The sequence below is a fragment of the Erwinia sp. L03-1 genome (assembly GCF_058686115.1).
In genome coordinates this window covers 847,045-863,991 of record NZ_CM178762.1, presented here as the reverse complement: position 1 = coordinate 863,991, position 16,947 = coordinate 847,045, and the positions used below count along the sequence as shown (strand labels likewise).

Sequence of the window (16,947 nt, the reverse complement as noted above, 5' to 3'; positions counted from 1 at the left end):
GCGATCGGATTAATTCGACCCGCGTGACGCGTCAGCTGGTTTATTACGTGCTTCAGGAAGATTATGACCAAATATAGCCTGCGGGCACGCATGATGATCTTGATTCTGGCCCCCACCCTGATGATTGGGCTGATGCTAAGCACCTTCTTCGTGGTGCATCGCTATAACGAACTTCATCGCCAGCTGGTGGATGCCGGTGCCAATATTATTGAACCACTGGCGGTTGCCAGTGAGTATGGCATGACCTTCCACAGCCGCGAGTCGGTGCGCCAGCTGGTCAGCCTGCTGCACCGTCGCCATTCGGAAATTGTTCGCGCAATTACCGTCTTTGATGCACAGAACCAGCTGTTCGTCACCTCGAACTTTCATATCAGCCCGTCCAGGCTGCGCGTACCCGACGGAGAAAAGCTCCCGGCCACCCTGACCTATGAACGCGAAGGTAGCGTGGTGATCCTGCGTACGCCGATTGTGTCTGAAAGCTACTTTCCTGATGAGTCGCCCGGCGACGATGCCAAGCCTACCGGCAACCCGCTGGGCTATGTCGCCATCGAACTTGATCTTCAGTCCGTCCGGCTTCAGCAGTACAAGGAGGTGTTTATCTCCACGCTGATGCTGCTGTTTTGCCTCTGTCTTGCCATGCTGTTTGCCTACCGCCTGATGCGTAATGTCACCGGGCCCATCCGCGATATGGTCAGCACCGTTGACCGCATCCGTCGCGGCCAGCTGGACAGCCGCGTCTCCGGCTTTATGCTGGGTGAGCTCGATATGCTGAAGAACGGCATTAACTCCATGGCGATGTCCCTGACCGCCTACCACGAGGAGATGCAGCAGAATATCGATCAGGCGACCTCCGATCTGCGTGAAACGCTGGAGCAGATGGAGATCCAGAACGTCGAGCTGGATCTGGCGAAGAAGCGCGCCCAGGAAGCAGCCAGGATTAAATCCGAGTTCCTTGCCAATATGTCCCATGAACTGCGCACCCCGCTGAATGGAGTGATTGGCTTCACCCGACAAACGCTGAAAACGTCGCTTAACGTTACCCAGCGTGACTATCTTCATACCATCGAGCGTTCGGCCAATAACCTGCTGAGTATCATCAATGACGTACTCGATTTTTCCAAGCTGGAAGCCGGCAAACTGATACTGGAAACCATCCCCTTTCCGCTGCGCGCTACGCTGGATGAGGTGGTGGTGCTGCTGGCTCAGTCAGCGCATGAGAAGGGGCTGGAGCTCACCCTGAGCATTCAGCATGACGTGCCGGATAATGCCATTGGCGACCCGCTACGCCTGCAGCAAATACTGGTTAACCTGCTGGGTAATGCCATCAAATTCACCGAACGCGGCAACATTGATATTCGCGTGGAAAAACGCTCCCTCAGCAATAACCGGGTCGATCTTGAGGTGCAGATCCATGATACCGGCATCGGTATTTCTGAAAAGCAGCAGTCCCAGCTGTTTCAGGCTTTTCGTCAGGCAGATGCCAGTATTTCACGCCGCCACGGCGGTACCGGGCTGGGGTTAGTGATCACGCAGCGGCTGGTGAATGAAATGGGCGGTGAAATTTCGTTCCACAGTCGGCTAAACCAGGGGTCGACCTTCTGGTTCAATGTTGATCTGGCGCTTAATCCTAATGCTGCAAGCGATCCGCGCGCCATGGAGTGCCTGCAGGGCAAAAGGCTGGCCTATGTGGAAGCCAATGAGGCCGCCGCGCAGGCAACCCTGACGATGCTGGAGGCGACGCAGATGACCGTCAGCTACAGCGCCACGCTCAACGGCCTGGCAGAAAGCCATTATGACGCGCTCCTGTTAGGTCTTCCTGTTACCCACGAGGCTGAGATTGAGTCAGAGGACCTGCTTCCGGCGCTGCAGCGGGCTGACAACGTGATTATGGCGCTTCCCTGCCAGATGCAGGTTTATGCGGAAGAGCTCAAGGCCCGTGGCGTGAGCGCCTGCCTGATTAAGCCCGTTTCCCTGACTCGCCTGCTGCCCGTCCTGATCGACCATCATTCCCGCGTGGTTCCCTTCCCGGTGCCGCGCCAGCGATTGCCGCTTACGGTGATGGCGGTGGATGATAATCCTGCCAATCTGAAGCTGATTGGTGCCCTGCTGGAAGAACAGGTTGAGCATATTGTTCTGTGCGACAGCGGTAAGAATGCCATCCGCATGGCGAAGGATCGCGAACTGGATATTATTCTTATGGATATTCAGATGCCCGAAATTGATGGCATCCGTGCCAGTGAGATCATCCGTCAGCTTCCCCGGCATTATTCCACCCCGATTGTGGCCGTTACGGCGCACACGCTGGACGGTGAGAAAGAGCAGTTTATAAAGGCGGGCATGAATGACTACCTGGCTAAACCGATTGATGAGGAGCGTCTCAGCCAGCTGCTGGCACGCTACTCGTCGGTTAAGCCTCCGGTTTTAGTCAAAATCCCTGATGTCTCCGCTTCGCTTGACTGGCAGCTGGCGCTCCGTCAGGCCGCGAACAAGCCCGATCTGGCGCGTGAGCTGTTACAAATGCTGGTCGATTTTCTGCCGGAAGTGCGGGTGCTTGTGGAGCGCTATATGGCTGAGGATAACGTGCCGGGACTGCGCGATATCATTCATAAGCTGCACGGGAGCGCCAGCTACAGTGGCGTACCGCGTATGAAGCAGCTCTGTCAGCAGCTGGATCGTAGCCTGCGGAACAATCCTCACATAGAGGGAACCGAACCTGAGCTTTTTGAGCTGCTTGATGAAATCGAAAATGTGGCCCGACTTGCCAGAGAGCGGTTGGATCGGTAAGGGCCTGCCTTTACGGTCCCACCGCCATTTGCGCCCTCAGGGGCGCGGCATCTGCTGGCCGATGGCCAGTGAGGCGGCGATATTTCTCGCCGTCATACGCACGTTTTCCGCCGCGTTCTCCAGCGCTTCCTCAAGGGTACAGATGCTGTAGATCACGCTGAATACGGCATCTAACCCATGCTGATGCACCACCGCCACGTCATCGGTCAGGCTGCCTGCAATACCGATAACCGGTTTGTTGTAGCGTTTTGCGACCTGCGCGACGCCAATCGGCACTTTGCCGTGAATGGTCTGGCTGTCGATGCGCCCCTCACCGGTTATCACCAGCGTTGCATCCCTGACCAGTTCATCCAGACCCAGCGCTTCGGTAACGATTTCAATACCCCGCCGCAGCTCCGCATGGCAAAACGCATGCAGCGCCACGCCCATTCCCCCCGCTGCGCCGCCGCCCGGCAGTTGCAGCACATCGATATCCAGCTCGCGCTTGATCACGTCGGCATAGTGGCCCAGCGCGGCATCAAGCTGGCTGACCAGTTCTGGCGTGGCGCCCTTTTGCGGGCCAAAAACGGCGGAAGCCCCCTCCTTGCCCAGCAGGGGGTTCGTCACGTCGCATGCGACCTCAAAACGACGCTGTTTAATACGCGGATCGAATTTGCTCAAATCAATGTCAGCCAGCTGCGCCAGCTGGCCGCCGCCGAAGCCAATCTGTTTTCCCTGGCTGTCCAGCAGCTGGGCACCGAGTGCCTGTAACATCCCTGCGCCGCCATCATTGGTGGCGCTACCGCCGATGCCAATAATGAAATGCTCAACGCCCCGATCGAGCGCGTTACGGATCAGTTCTCCCGTTCCCCATGAGGTGGTGATCAGCGGGTCGCGGCGGCTGACCGGCACCTTTTCCAGTCCGCTCGCCGCCGCCATTTCAATAAAAGCCCGGCTGCCATCGCCAGATAGCCCGTAGAATGCCTCGACGGGCTCGCCCAGCGGCCCGGTCACGCTGAGCGTAACGAAGGTTCCGTTCGTTGCGGCGACCATCGCCTCAACCGTACCCTCGCCGCCATCTGCGACCGGCAACCTGACATACTCCGCAGCAGGAAAAATTTCACGAAATCCCAGCTCAATCTGCACGGCGACCTGCTGGGCAGATAAACTCTCTTTATATGAATCCGGTGCGATTACTATTTTCATACGTTATCCGGGCGCTGTGAACCGGCCTTAGCCAGCGAGTCAGATCCCGGCCTGTCAGCAGGCCGGGACAGGATGCTAATGAGTAATTCCAACGTTGGTTAACTTCTCATAATAGCAAGCCAGCGCGCTATGATCGGCATCCCCCAGCCCGTCGGCGCGCAGCATCTGCATCATCTCCATCACCGCCGCCGTCAGCGGCAGCTGTGCGCCCACTTCATGCGAGGTATCAAGCGCATTGGCTAAATCCTTGATATGCAGGTTAATGCGGAAGCCGGGTTTGAAGTCCCGCGCCAGCACCATGGGCGCTTTCGCATCCAGAACCGTACTGCCCGCCAGCCCGCCGCGAATCGCCTGAAAAACCTGCTGCGGATCCACCCCGGCTTTGGTTGCCAGCGTCAGCGCTTCTGACATGGCTGCAATGTTCAGCGCGACAATCACCTGATTGGCAAGCTTGGTGACGTTACCCGCGCCGATATCACCGGTGTGGACCACGGAACCTGCCATCGCTTTCATAATCTCATAGCACTTATCAAACAGCGCCCTGTCACCGCCCACCATGACCGACAGCGTACCTTCAATGGCTTTGGGCTCGCCACCGCTTACCGGTGCATCCAGCAGCGCTATCTCTTTCTTCGCCAGCGCCTGGTGAAATTCCCGGCTAGCCAGCGGGGCAATGGAGCTCATATCGATCACAATGGTGCCGGGCCTGGCGCCCTGAATAACGCTCTCTTCCCCCAGCAGCACCTCCCTGACGTGCGGAGAGTTAGGCAGCATGGTAATAATCACCTCGCACTGCTCCGCCACCGCCTTCGCACTTTTAGCCACTACGGCCCCTGCGCTAACCAGTTCGGCTTCGCTCTCTGTATTATGATCGCGAACCACCAGCGAATAGCCTGCCTTCAGCAGATTTTTACTCATGGGCTTACCCATGATACCCAGACCAATAAAGCCAATTTTCATCTTGCTTCTCCTTAGGGGAATTATTGCTTAAAGCGATCGCACAGGGCCTGCGTGGCGCTACGGAAGACACCCACATCACTGCCAACCGCGACAAAACCCGCTCCCCATGAAAGGTAACGGCGCGCGTCGGCCTCAACCGGGGCAAGTATGCCGCTCGGCTTACCCGCCGCTTTTGCCCGCTCGAAAATATGCCTGATCACCTCAAGCACCTCGGGGTGTGCAGGCTGGCCGAGATAACCCAGCGCGGCCGAGAGGTCGCCAGGCCCGACAAAAATGCCATCCACGCCCTCGACGGCTGCAATCGCATCAATGTTATCCACCGCCTGCTGCGTTTCGATCTGTACCAGCACGGTAATGTTGTCATTAACCGTGCTGTTGTACTCCGGCACGGTGCCGTACATATTGCTGCGATGCGAAACGGAAACGCCGCGGATCCCCAGGGGCGGATAGCGCGTTGAGGCCACCGCCCGCACGGCTTCCTCCTGCGTTTCAACAAAGGGGATCAGAAAGTTGGAAAAACCAATATCCAGCAGCCGCTTAATAATGACCGGCTCGTTGCATGGCGGGCGAACAACCGGCGCGCTAACGCTGCCTTTAAGCGCCATCAGCTGCGGTACAAAGGTGGTGATATCGTTTGGTGCATGCTCGCCGTCAAGTACCAGCCAGTCGAACCCGGCCAGCCCCAGCACTTCGGTAGAGATTGGGCTGGCCAGTGCACACCAGCTGCCAATTAGCGTTTCTCCCGCCAGCAGACGCTGGCGGAAACCATTTGGATTGCTTATATAGCTCATCAGTGACTCCTGAAAAAGTTAGCGCACAAGGCAGGGGCGTTTGCGATCGAAGGTCCATCCGGGGTGCAGATACTGCATCGCCCGGGCGTCGTTACGTGCGCCGCCGGGCAGGCTTTGATGCAGGGCATGGGCCTGCTCTACCCTCGCCCAGTCCAGCTCAATGCCCAGCCCTGGCGCGTCAGGTACGGTAATGCTGCCATTACGGATTTGCAGGGGTGCTTTGGTCAGACGCTGCTCGCCTTCCTGCCAAATCCAGTGGGTATCAATGGCCGTCGGCTTACCCGGCGCAGCCGCGCCGACGTGGGTGAACATCGCCAGTGAAATATCAAAGTGGTTGTTAGAATGGCAGCCCCAGGTCAGTCCCCAGTCATCGCAGAGCTGCGCGACGCGTACTGCGCCGCTTAGCGTCCAGAAATGCGGATCCGCCAGCGGGATATCGACGGCGTTGAGCATCACCGCATGGTTCATTTCCCGCCAGTTGGTGGCTATCATATTGGTGGCAACCGGCAGGCCAGTTGCGCGGCGGAATTCGGCCATCACTTCACGTCCGGAATAGCCCTGCTCCGCACCGCAGGGGTCTTCGGCATAGGTCAGAATACCGTTCATATCTTTGCACAGGGCGATCGCTTCATTAAGAGACCAGGCACCATTGGGGTCCACGGTTATTCGCGCATCAGGAAAGCGCTTCTTCATCGCCCTGACCGCCTCAATCTCCTGTTCGCCAGGCAGTACGCCCCCCTTGAGCTTAAAATCCTTAAAGCCATACCTGTCCTGAGCGGCTTCGGCAAGCCGCACGATCGCTGTGCTGTCCATCGCCTGCTGATGCCGCAGGTGATACCAGTCATGGCCGCGCGATTCGCCCTCAAGGTAAGGAAGGTCGGTTTTTTCGCGGTCGCCGACGTAAAAAAGGTAACCCAGTACCCTGACCTCATCGCGCTGCTTGCCCGGCCCAAGAAGTTCCGCCACCGGCACCCCCAGCCACTGTCCCAGCAGGTCGAGCAGCGCCGCCTCCAGCGCGGCAACGGCATTCACCCTGAGCTCAAAGGTCCAGGCTCCTTTGCCAAATGTGTCAAAATCGTCGGACTGGCTGCCCTTATGGACGTTCTGCACCAGCCGGTTCATCCTCGCGATCTCCTTTCCCTGCACCTGGGGAATGGCATCCATCAGCGTTTGATAAATAGTTTCACCGCCGGGTGCTTCACCCACGCCCGTATGCCCCGCGCTGTCGGTGAGCACCACGATATTGCGGGTGAAGAAGGGATCGTGTGCGCCGCCGATGTTCAGCAGCATGCTGTCATGGCCCGCCACCGGGATCACTTTCATATCAGTTATAACCGGACTGCTTTGCGTATTCATAACCTGTCCTTACAGAGAGTTCAGTTCAATACGTTTAATGTCAGTGACCAGCACCAGATAGCTCAGTACGGCCACAAAGGCGTGGATGCCCACATAGACCAGCGCGCCGTTATAGGAGCCGGTGGTCGCAATGATGTAGCCAATAGCAACAGGCGTGATGATGCCCGAGGCGTTGCCAAACATATTGAACAAGCCGCCGCTGAGTCCGCTGATCTCCTTTGGCGCCGTATCGGCCATAACTGCCCAGCCCAGCGCGCCTATCCCCTTCCCAAAGAACGCCAGCGACATAAAGAAGACCACTACCCATTCGGTATCAACGTAATTACAGACCACCATCGACACCGAGAGCAGCATACCGAGCACAATCGGCGTCTTACGGGCAATATTCAGCGACCCGGTTTTACGCATCAGCCAGTCTGAAATAATGCCGCCCAGCACGCCGCCTAAAAAACCACATATGGCGGGGATAGCCGCCACCATCCCGGCCTTGAGAATGGACATACCCCGCGCCTGCACCAGATAGACCGGGAACCAGGTAATAAAGAAGTAGGTCAGGGCGTTGATGCAGTATTGTCCAAGGTAAATACCCAACATCATCCGCGAGCTGACCAGCTGTTTAATCTGATGTATCCGCTCACCCCAGCCGGTGCTGCGCACTACGGCACTGCGTTGATCCATATTAATCAGCGCCCCGCCCTGCTCCATATATTCCAGCTCGGCTTTATTGACGCCGGGATGATCGTTGGGATCGTGAATAACCTTCTGCCAGATAAAGCTGATAACGATCCCGAGCCCACCCATAAACCAGAAGACGTGCGCCCAGCCAACGGCTGAGGTCAGCCAGCCCATGATTGGCGCGAAAATGACCGTGGCAAAATACTGCGCTGAATTGAACAGGGCGACGGCGGTGCCACGCTCCTGCGCGGGGAACCAGGCAGCAACGATGCGGCTGTTGCCAGGGAAAGAGGGTGCCTCCGCCAGCCCGACCATAAATCGCAGCGCAAACAGCACGGCGATAATGGTAAAACCACTAAACAGGTCGACAAATCCCTGTAGGAACGTGAAAAGCGACCAGAGAAATATGCTCCAGAAGTAAACTCGCTTTGAGCCATATCGGTCCAGTAGCCAGCCTCCTGGGATCTGGCCTATTACATAAGCCCATGAAAATGCTGAGAAGATATAGCCAAGCCCCACAGGATCAAGGCCAATATCCTTTGACATGGCGGAACCGGCAATGGCAATTGTCGAGCGGTCTCCGTAGTTGAAAGAGGTAACGATAAATAGCATCACCACTATCCAGTAGCGGGCATTTGTTCTTTTTTGTACGGCGCTCGCGGCACTGCTGACTGAATTCATTATCTACTCCCGAAATATAGCGACCTGGCAACATTCACTCTGTAAGGCATACACATCGCGTTGGGTATCAGAATGATATTGGGTTAAAGACAGCGATTATTTTGCAGAATAGTCATTACGCTACGCACAAATAACTCATCGTTCTGATGTATGAAAAATTATATGAAGGCGGGCTGGCTAATACATCGGCAAAAAGCCCTGGAAAGGGGCTTTATAATCACGGTTTTTATGGCAGTTGCACATGCCCCTGCGTGGTGGCTCACGCTTCCTTAAGGTTCTGCGGAGGCCGTCACACACTGGTGAAATGCCCGCTGCTTTGTGAGCCCTCTCGATTGCCTTTGTGAATTTGACTGGAAACTGATCTCGTATGGCCTATTTTTATAGTCATTTGCACAATGTTTTTGCCCGGCAGACCTTTTATACTGTTTATTAGCAGAATAGCTTCAGGATAAAAATAATAAACGCCTCCTCCGCGCTCCGCGCGAGAAGGGCGTTTTCCATTACCGTTCCAGTCAGGGTTTACCGAGCAATGAATATTATCAATAAAGAGGCACCTCTCTATATAAAGGTGCATGAAAAAGATAACGTTGCCATTGTGGTTAATAATAATGGTCTGACGGCAAACAGCGTGTTTCCTTGTGGGCTGGTTTTAAAAGAGCATATCCCCCAGGGGCATAAGGTCGCGCTGAATAATATTGCTAAAGGCGCTGATATCCTGCGCTACGGCGAAGTGATTGGCTATGCCCTTCGTGATATTGCTCAGGGCTGCTGGATTGATGAATCGCTGGTGGGGCTGCCGACTGCGCCCAATCTGGCCAGCCTGCCCCTTGCCACGGCGACACCGCCAGCCCTTCCCGCCCTTGAGGGGTATACCTTTGAAGGGTATCGCAACAGTGACGGCAGCGTGGGAACCCGTAACCTGCTGGCGATAACCACCAGCGTCCACTGCGTGGCGGGTGTAGTCGATTATGTGGTAAGCATTATTGAGCGTCAGCTGCTGCCGGACTTTCCAAACGTCGATGGCGTGGTGGCCCTGAATCATCTCTACGGCTGCGGCGTGGCGATCAACGCGCCCGCGGCAATTATTCCCATTCGCACGTTGCATAACCTTGCCCTTAACCCCAATTTCGGCGGTGAGGTCATGGTCGTCGGGCTGGGGTGTGAAAAACTCCAGCCCGAAAGGCTGCTACAGGGCACGCCCGATGTGCAGCCGATTTCACTGGATGAGGATGATATTGTCCGCCTCCAGGATGAGCAGCACGTAGGATTTGAGTCGATGGTGAAGGATATTTTACGCGTCGCGAAACGTCATCTTCAGCGACTGAATCAGCGTCGCCGGGAAACTGTACCTGCTTCGGAACTGGTGGTCGGCATGCAGTGCGGCGGCAGCGATGCTTTTTCCGGCGTGACGGCAAACCCTGCCGTGGGGTTTGCCTCTGATTTACTGGTACGCTGCGGTGCGACGGTGATGTTTTCCGAGGTCACTGAAGTCCGTGATGCGGTGCATTTACTGACCCCACGCGTCATTGATGAGCAGACGGGCCAGCGGCTGCTTGAGGAGATGGCCTGGTATGATGATTACCTGAACAGCGGGCAAACCGATCGCAGCGCCAATCCCTCACCCGGCAACAAAAAGGGCGGGCTGGCAAACGTGGTGGAGAAGGCATTGGGATCGATTGCCAAGTCCGGGAGCAGCGCCATTGTTGAAGTGCTTTCGCCCGGTCAGCGCCCAACCCGTCGCGGACTGATTTATGCTGCTACCCCGGCAAGTGATTTTATCTGCGGTACGCAGCAGATGGCGTCAGGCATTACTTTACAGGTCTTCACCACCGGTCGCGGCACGCCTTACGGCCTGGCAGCGATTCCGGTTATCAAAATGGCGACCCGAAGCGCGCTGGCAGAACGCTGGTACGATTTGATGGATATCAACGCGGGAACTATCGCGACCGGGGAGGAGAGTATTGAACAGGTTGGCTGGCGGCTGTTTGAACTGATTATTGAAATTGCCAGCGGACGCAAGCAGAGCTGGTCCGATCGCTGGGGGATCCATAACGCGCTGGCGGTGTTTAATCCAGCGCCGGTAACCTGATAACCTGCCGCCCCTGTCAGCAGTAAAACAGGGGCGCGTCGGGCTCGGGTAAGCCCATGGACCAACCCGGGCTAACTCATTAACCTATCCCGGGAGCGAATCCAGTCTAACTAATCTGCTTCGCCCACTGCTCAACCCACGGCGTTGTCACCTCTTCCGGCTCCGGGGTTTCGGCAGCATCAACCAACAGCACGTCGCCGATGCGGGTGGCTCCCTGCTCCTGCAACAGCGCATCAAAGTGCTTACCGCCGCCGCAAAAAACCTCGTAGCTGCTATCACCCAGCACGATCACGCCGTAGCGCAGGCCGGGCTGGTGGCCGAGTTTATCTTTAATATCACGAAAAAGAGGCGCAATGCTGTCCGGCAGCTCGCCCTGCCCCGTTGTTGAGGTAATAATCAGCGCCACGCCCGTTCCGGCAAAGCGCTGCCAGTCATTCAGGTCAGGATCTTCAAAAATCTTCACCTGATGCCCCTGATCCACCAGCACAGGTTCTGCTTCCTCTGCAACCAGCAGTGCGTTCCCGTACATCGTGCCTACAAATATGCCAACCTGAGCCATCTTATTTCTCCTTTACCGGCACCTGTTATCACTCACTATCCTGAGGGGTGTCGGCGTTAAACTCAACCCTGGGAATATCAGGGAGACAGGCCTGCCAGCCGAACTGCGCCATCATCCGCTGCCAGATAGCGTCTAATCCGGCGCGCAGCACCAGCGGCTCGCCGGTTACCGGGTGCGTCAGGCTGAGCTCACTGGCGTGCAGCATCAGCCGCTGCATACCGAAATGTGCCGCCGCGCTGCGGTTCTGTCGCAAATCACCGTGCGCGCTGTCGCCAATAATCGGATGCCGAAGATGGGTCATATGACGCCTGAGCTGATGCTTGCGGCCGGTTTTCGGCTTCAGCTCCATCAGCGTATAGCGGGAGGTGTCATAGCGGCTAACCGCAACCGGTAACTCAGCCGTTGCCACGGAACGCCAGAGCGTTGTGGCAGGCTGTGGGGCCTTTTCGGGCTGGCTGAATTTGTCGGCTATCTTATCCAGCTCCTCGGTCAGGGCATAATCCAGGGTCTCTTCCCCTTCCAGCCACCCTCTGACCACCGCATGGTAGGTTTTTTGCAGCTGATGCTGTTCAAACTGCTGTGAGAGCTGGCGTCCCACCTCGCTGGACAATCCCATCAGCAGAACGCCAGAGGTGGGACGGTCGAGGCGATGCACGGTAAAAACGTGCTGACCAATCTGATCGCGGACCGTCTGCATGACAAACACTTTTTCATGGCGGTCCAGCCAGCTACGGTGTACCAGCCAGCCCGCCGGTTTGTTTACCGCGACCAGCCATTCATCCTGATAAATGATGTCCAGCATCAGGCGTTATGCTCAAAGTGACTGTCCAGCTCGTTCAGCGCATGCAGCAGTTTCGCACGCGCCGGAACGGCCCCCTCCAGCGCAACCTCATAATAAGGTGCAATGGCCAGCTTCTCCGGCAGTGGGCTTTGTGAATCAAGAAGCGCCTGCATTCGGGGTAAAAATACCCACTGCAGCCACTGCTCCGGCGTCATGGTATCCACGCAGAAAGGTTCCTGGCTCTCAAAAGCGGTCGTCGTTGGGGCGCAGGATTGCCAGAGTCCTGCATCCTGTAAGACCTGTGTTATCGCTATCAGGCATTCCTGAACCTGCTGTTCCCGGCTCATTCGCGGTCTCCTTTATTCAGTCAATGTCAGAGCCGCAAGCATAACATTCACTTACGGGGTCAGTGAAAAGTATGCATAAAAAAAGGGAGCACTGTAAAAACAGTGCTCCCGGTTCGTTTGCAGCTATCCCGCTACGTAAATGCTCCCTGCTCGTCCCTGATAACTATGTCCTGCGTATTCCTTACAATTTCACCATCACTGGTGAAGTCCCTGGCATCCTGGCGCGCAACCCATACTGGCTGCTCTCATTCTCCATCCTGGAGGTGTCCATTAATCTCATCCTGAGATGTCCTTGCCTCATCCTGAGGCCTTTCCATGAATCATCTTCCCGATGTGTCCTGACTCAATCCGTAAGTCACAGCATCCTTTCCGATGCGACACATTTTGACCTAATTTAGTCAGTAAACAATAGACCTTACGGTTCCATATAACCCCTGTTAACCTCAGCCTGGCCAAAACTTAAAACAACTTGCTGAATATAAAAGAATTAGGATTTATGACTTAATATTAGTCTGAGGATTTTAAAGCGATCTCTTACAGACTGCGTAAGAGATCTCCTACAAACTCACTCGGCAATTTTCTTACACTTTACCCTGCGGGGTGAGGCGCTCAATGAAATCAGTAAGGTCGGACGCCAGCACCGTTCGTTGAGATGTACCCAGCTTTTCAAGGATAACCTCACCGCTTAAGTTACATACGGAGATAACCTCAAGCTCCGATTCCAGCGTCGCGATAAACAGCGTGGGAGAGTGTTTCAGCCGTCTCTTCATCACCAGGTGTCCGATTAAATTCTCCTGAACCCGGACGAAATCCTCCTCGCTCCAGGTTTGCAGTAGCGTAACAGATTGTCCTGCCAGCACGGCGTGCATGTCGCCCGCAAACTGTGAAGTATACCAGCCGACAACCGAGGGCTGAATGCGTAAATCCAGCGCACGCTCGACGGCTTCAAGATTGGCGGCCAGAGTGAAAGGCTGCGGTAACCAGTAGACCACATCCCCGGCGCTGCTCTGTATACAGGGGGAAGGAATACCGTACAGCTCACTGCTGGCGGGTAAATGGTCGTACTCCTGCTGCCAGAGTTCGCAATAGCGCTGGGTGAAGTGGGTCAGTGCCCGGGCCGTTTCTTCAATCATTCTTTTTTCACTCTCTGCTGCCTGAGTTACAATAAGGCTAACGCCAAACCGGGATTCGGCTGCCAGTCATCCCATGGTTTCCGGTCCTGGCCGCAACGAACATATTAATTTCACACTCCCTGCTCAGGCAGGTCATAAAGGAAATCTATGTCTTTACAGGATCCGCACCAGACGCTAAATAGCCTGACTCTGGGGAAGCCCACAGAATACCACGATAAATACGATCCTGGTTTGCTCCAGGGTGTGCCTCGCAGCCTGAACCGTGAGCCGCTGGCACTCTATCCGGATAATCTGCCCTTTCACGGTGCGGATATCTGGACGCTTTATGAACTGTCATGGCTTAACGCCCGTGGTTTACCGCAGGTCGCACTGGGTGAAGTGGTATTAAATGCCAATAGCACTCATCTTATTGAATCCAAGAGCTTTAAGCTTTACCTCAACAGTTTTAATCAGACCCGTTTTGCCGACTGGGGCGAGGTTCGCGCTACGCTTGAGCGCGATCTCAGTGCCTGTGCCGGAGGAGAGGTCAGCGCCGCGCTATTCCGCCTGCATGAGGTCGAAGGCCAGCCGATTGGTAGCTTTAGCGGGTATTGCATTGATGAGCAGGATATCGAGATCGATAATTATGCGTTTAGCACGGATTACCTGCTTAATTCCACACAGCCGGAAATTGTGGAAGAGCAGCTGGTCAGCCATCTGCTGAAGTCTAACTGTCTGATCACTAATCAGCCCGACTGGGGTTCGGTGCAGATTAGCTACCGTGGCCCACGTATTCAGCGCGAAGCGCTGCTGCGTTACCTGGTCTCTTTTCGTCAGCATAATGAATTTCACGAGCAGTGTGTTGAACGTATTTTCAATGATATCCACCGCTTCTGCCAGCCTGAAAGCCTGAGCGTTTATGCGCGCTATACTCGCCGCGGCGGCCTGGACATCAATCCATGGCGCAGCAATGGGGTTTATAAACCTGGCCGTTCGCGTCTGGTACGGCAGTAGCCGGTGATGTTTTTGCGCAGCACGCCGCAGTTGTCTATTTTACCCTATTGTTAATTCCCGACAGACAAGGCTAATCTGAACCTGGGCGTTCACATTGTCCCCGCCCAGGATATCTCAACTTTCCGATGTTTCACCCAGTGCGCAGGGGTGTAAGAATGTTGTCTGGAGAGTGACGCCACCCGGAGGGGTGCAAAGGAGTTAATTTGATCACACATATTAGTCCACTGGGTTCTATGGACCTACTGTCTCAGCTGGAAGTTGACATGCTGAAGCAGACGGCCAGCAGTGACCTTTACCAGCTGTTCCGCAACTGTTCGCTTGCCGTGCTTAACTCCGGTAGTCAGACCGATAGCAGCCATGAGCTGCTTGCCCGCTTCGAAAGCTTCGATATCAACGTGCTTCGCCGCGAACGCGGCGTGAAGCTTGAGCTGATCAATCCACCGGAAGAAGCCTTTGTCGACGGGCGGATCATTCGCTCACTGCAGGCCAACCTTTTTGCCGTGCTGCGCGATATCCTGTTTGTCAACGGGCAAATCGACAAGGCAGGACGCTTCCAGCACCAGCAAAACGAAGATCCCGTTCATATCACCAACATGGTGTTCTCTATTTTACGCAATGCCCGGGCGCTGCATATTGGTGAAGAACCCAATACCGTGGTCTGCTGGGGCGGACACTCGATTAATGCCGTAGAGTATCAGTACTGTCGCACCGTGGGTGCCCAGCTGGGGCTGCGCGAGCTGAATATCTGTACCGGCTGCGGGCCCGGCGTTATGGAAGCCCCAATGAAGGGAGCGGCCGTAGGTCACGCACAGCAGCGTTATAAAGAGGGTCGCTTTATTGGTCTGACTGAGCCTTCAATCATCGCCGCTGAGCCACCGAACCCGCTGGTCAATGAGCTGATTATCATGCCGGATATCGAGAAGCGTCTGGAAGCGTTTGTCCGTATTGCGCACGGCATTGTTATTTTCCCGGGCGGCGTGGGGACGGCGGAAGAGCTGCTGTATCTGCTGGGTATTCTGATGAATCCCCACAACCATGACCAGGTGCTGCCGCTGATCCTGACGGGTCCGAAGGAGAGCGCCGACTATTTCCGCGTAATGGATGAGTTTATCGTCAGCACGCTGGGTCATGCGGCGCGTAAGCACTACACCATCATCATTGATGATGCGCCAGAGGTAGCACGGCTGATGAAACAGGCGATGCCAAAAGTGAAGGAGCATCGTCGGGAAACCGGAGACGCGTATAGCTTCAACTGGGCTATTCGAATTGAGCCGGATCTGCAGGTGCCCTTTATGCCCACCCATGAAAATATGGCTAACCTTAATCTCTATCCTAATCAGCCAGCCGAACAGCTTGCCGCCGCACTGAGGCGGGCATTTTCCGGTATCGTTGCGGGCAACGTGAAGGATATGGGCATTAAGGCGATTAAACAGAACGGGCCTTACAAGCTACATGGCGATCCGGAATTGATGCGCCGCATGGACGATTTACTACAGGGATTTGTTGCTCAGCACCGTATGAAGCTGCCAGGCACCGCTTATATCCCCTGCTATGAAATCATCAAATAACCGCAACCGGAGCGGCGAACGTGCTGCTCCCCTACGTGCGAAATTATGACTATTCATTTGTTGATTGTTGATGCCCTGAACCTTATACGCCGCATCCATGCTGTTCAGGGCTCTCCCTGTCAGGAAGCCTGCGTTCATGCGTTACAGCAGCTTATCGTGCACAGCCGGCCTACTCATGCCGTCGCGGTTTTTGACGATGATGAGCGTCATGAAGGCTGGCGCTTCCAGCTGCTACCGGATTATAAGGCGGGTCGCCCTCCAATGCCTGATGCCTTGCAGCAGGAGATGCCTTTACTGCGCGAGGCTTTTCAGCAGGCCGGCGTTGCCTGTTGGCAGGCTGTAGGCGAAGAGGCTGACGATCTGGCTGCTACGCTGGCAGCGAGAGTGGCAGAAAGTGGTCATCAGGCAACTATTGTTTCGACTGATAAAGGTTACTGTCAGCTCCTTGCACCGCAGATTCTTATTCGTGACTATTTTCAGAAGCGCTGGCTGGATATGCCTTTTATTGAAGCCAGCTTCGGCGTGGCACCGGCCCAGCTCACTGATTATTGGGGCCTGGCAGGCATTGCCAGCAGCAAAATCCCCGGCGTGGCAGGGATTGGTGCAAAGAGTGCAACCCAGCTTTTACAGACGTTCGGCTCGCTGGATGCGATTTACCAGAATCTGGAGGCCGTCCCGGAGAAGTGGCGAAGGAAGCTTGAGCAGCATCAGGAGCTAGCCCATATCTGCCGCGAGGTCGCGACGTTGAAGACTGATTTGGTGCTTGAGGGAAACCTGAAGGAGCTGAGGTTACCGGCCTGAAGGTTATAACCCACTAAGGTCAACTTCACTCCGATGGATCGGCTGTGTTGCGGGATTTAAGGTCAAAACCTGCTCCAGTGACAAGGCTATGTTGGGGCCTTAAAGTCAAAACCTGCTCCGGTGACAGGGCTACGTTGTTAGCAGGAATGTCAACACCCGCTCCGGTGGCAGGACTACGTTGTTAGCAGGAATGTCAAAACCCGCTCCGGTGACAGGGCTATGTTGCGGGTCAGAACGCCGGGAC

14 protein-coding genes are annotated in these 16,947 nt (G+C 55.6%); 5 read left to right on the top strand and 9 right to left on the bottom strand.

Annotation, left to right across the window (positions count from 1 at the left end; all coding sequences use genetic code 11):
- Positions 1–63 precede the first annotated feature (63 nt).
- Positions 64–2,784 (top strand): two-component sensor histidine kinase BarA, encoded by a 2,721-nt coding sequence (gene barA / locus AC4PCC_RS03955; protein ID WP_492126476.1) that lies wholly within the window; start codon positions 64–66, stop codon positions 2,782–2,784.
- A gap of 36 nt (positions 2,785–2,820) precedes the next feature.
- Here barA and AC4PCC_RS03950 read toward each other — a convergent pair whose 3' ends face one another.
- The 5 genes from AC4PCC_RS03950 to AC4PCC_RS03930 all read right to left on the bottom strand — a co-directional run bounded on the left by AC4PCC_RS03950 (position 2,821) and on the right by AC4PCC_RS03930 (position 8,432).
- Entirely contained in the window at positions 2,821–3,969 is a 1,149-nt protein-coding gene (locus tag AC4PCC_RS03950) for a glycerate kinase (protein ID WP_492126475.1), read from the bottom strand.
- A gap of 75 nt (positions 3,970–4,044) precedes the next feature.
- Entirely contained in the window at positions 4,045–4,929 is an 885-nt protein-coding gene (garR, locus tag AC4PCC_RS03945; RefSeq protein ID WP_492126474.1) for a 2-hydroxy-3-oxopropionate reductase, read from the bottom strand.
- 20 nt (positions 4,930–4,949) lie between these two features.
- Complete coding sequence (garL, locus tag AC4PCC_RS03940) at positions 4,950–5,720, bottom strand: 2-dehydro-3-deoxyglucarate aldolase (protein ID WP_492126473.1); 771 nt, start codon at positions 5,718–5,720, stop codon at positions 4,950–4,952.
- Between the two features lie 18 nt (positions 5,721–5,738).
- Positions 5,739–7,076 (bottom strand): enolase C-terminal domain-like protein, encoded by a 1,338-nt coding sequence (locus tag AC4PCC_RS03935; protein ID WP_492126472.1) that lies wholly within the window; start codon positions 7,074–7,076, stop codon positions 5,739–5,741.
- Between the two features lie 9 nt (positions 7,077–7,085).
- Entirely contained in the window at positions 7,086–8,432 is a 1,347-nt protein-coding gene (locus tag AC4PCC_RS03930; RefSeq protein WP_492126471.1) for an MFS transporter, read from the bottom strand.
- 529 nt (positions 8,433–8,961) lie between these two features.
- Between AC4PCC_RS03930 and garD the strand changes: the two genes are divergently transcribed.
- Positions 8,962–10,521: a galactarate dehydratase gene (gene garD / locus AC4PCC_RS03925; protein WP_492126470.1), complete on the top strand. Its 1,560-nt coding sequence runs from the start codon at positions 8,962–8,964 to the stop codon at positions 10,519–10,521.
- Between the two features lie 106 nt (positions 10,522–10,627).
- On the opposite strand, the gene AC4PCC_RS03920 is transcribed toward garD, so the two are convergent.
- From AC4PCC_RS03920 to syd, 4 genes are all read right to left on the bottom strand, one after another.
- A complete protein-coding gene (locus AC4PCC_RS03920; protein ID WP_067707542.1) occupies positions 10,628–11,080 on the bottom strand; it encodes a flavodoxin in 453 nt (150 codons plus the stop codon).
- A 28-nt stretch (positions 11,081–11,108) separates the two neighbouring features.
- Positions 11,109–11,882, bottom strand: a complete 774-nt coding sequence (gene truC, locus AC4PCC_RS03915) for a tRNA pseudouridine(65) synthase TruC (RefSeq protein WP_492126469.1) — start codon at positions 11,880–11,882, stop codon at positions 11,109–11,111.
- Complete coding sequence (locus tag AC4PCC_RS03910) at positions 11,882–12,208, bottom strand: YqcC family protein (protein ID WP_492126468.1); 327 nt, start codon at positions 12,206–12,208, stop codon at positions 11,882–11,884. Before AC4PCC_RS03910 ends, truC begins: the two co-directional genes overlap by 1 nt.
- A gap of 581 nt (positions 12,209–12,789) precedes the next feature.
- A complete protein-coding gene (gene syd, locus AC4PCC_RS03905; RefSeq protein ID WP_492126467.1) occupies positions 12,790–13,341 on the bottom strand; it encodes a SecY-interacting protein in 552 nt (183 codons plus the stop codon).
- Positions 13,342–13,488: 147 nt separating this feature from the next.
- On the opposite strand from syd, the gene queF reads away from it, so the two are divergent.
- The 3 genes from queF to xni all read left to right on the top strand — a co-directional run bounded on the left by queF (position 13,489) and on the right by xni (position 16,703).
- Positions 13,489–14,334 carry an NADPH-dependent 7-cyano-7-deazaguanine reductase QueF gene (gene queF, locus AC4PCC_RS03900; RefSeq protein WP_492126466.1) on the top strand — a complete coding sequence of 282 codons (846 nt, stop codon included), beginning with the start codon at positions 13,489–13,491 and terminating at the stop codon, positions 14,332–14,334.
- Between the two features lie 203 nt (positions 14,335–14,537).
- Complete coding sequence (gene ppnN, locus AC4PCC_RS03895; RefSeq protein WP_492126465.1) at positions 14,538–15,902, top strand: nucleotide 5'-monophosphate nucleosidase PpnN; 1,365 nt, start codon at positions 14,538–14,540, stop codon at positions 15,900–15,902.
- Positions 15,903–15,947: 45 nt separating this feature from the next.
- Positions 15,948–16,703, top strand: coding sequence for a flap endonuclease Xni (gene xni, locus AC4PCC_RS03890; RefSeq protein WP_492126464.1), 756 nt, complete (start codon positions 15,948–15,950; stop codon positions 16,701–16,703).
- The last annotated feature ends 244 nt before the right edge of the window (positions 16,704–16,947 follow it).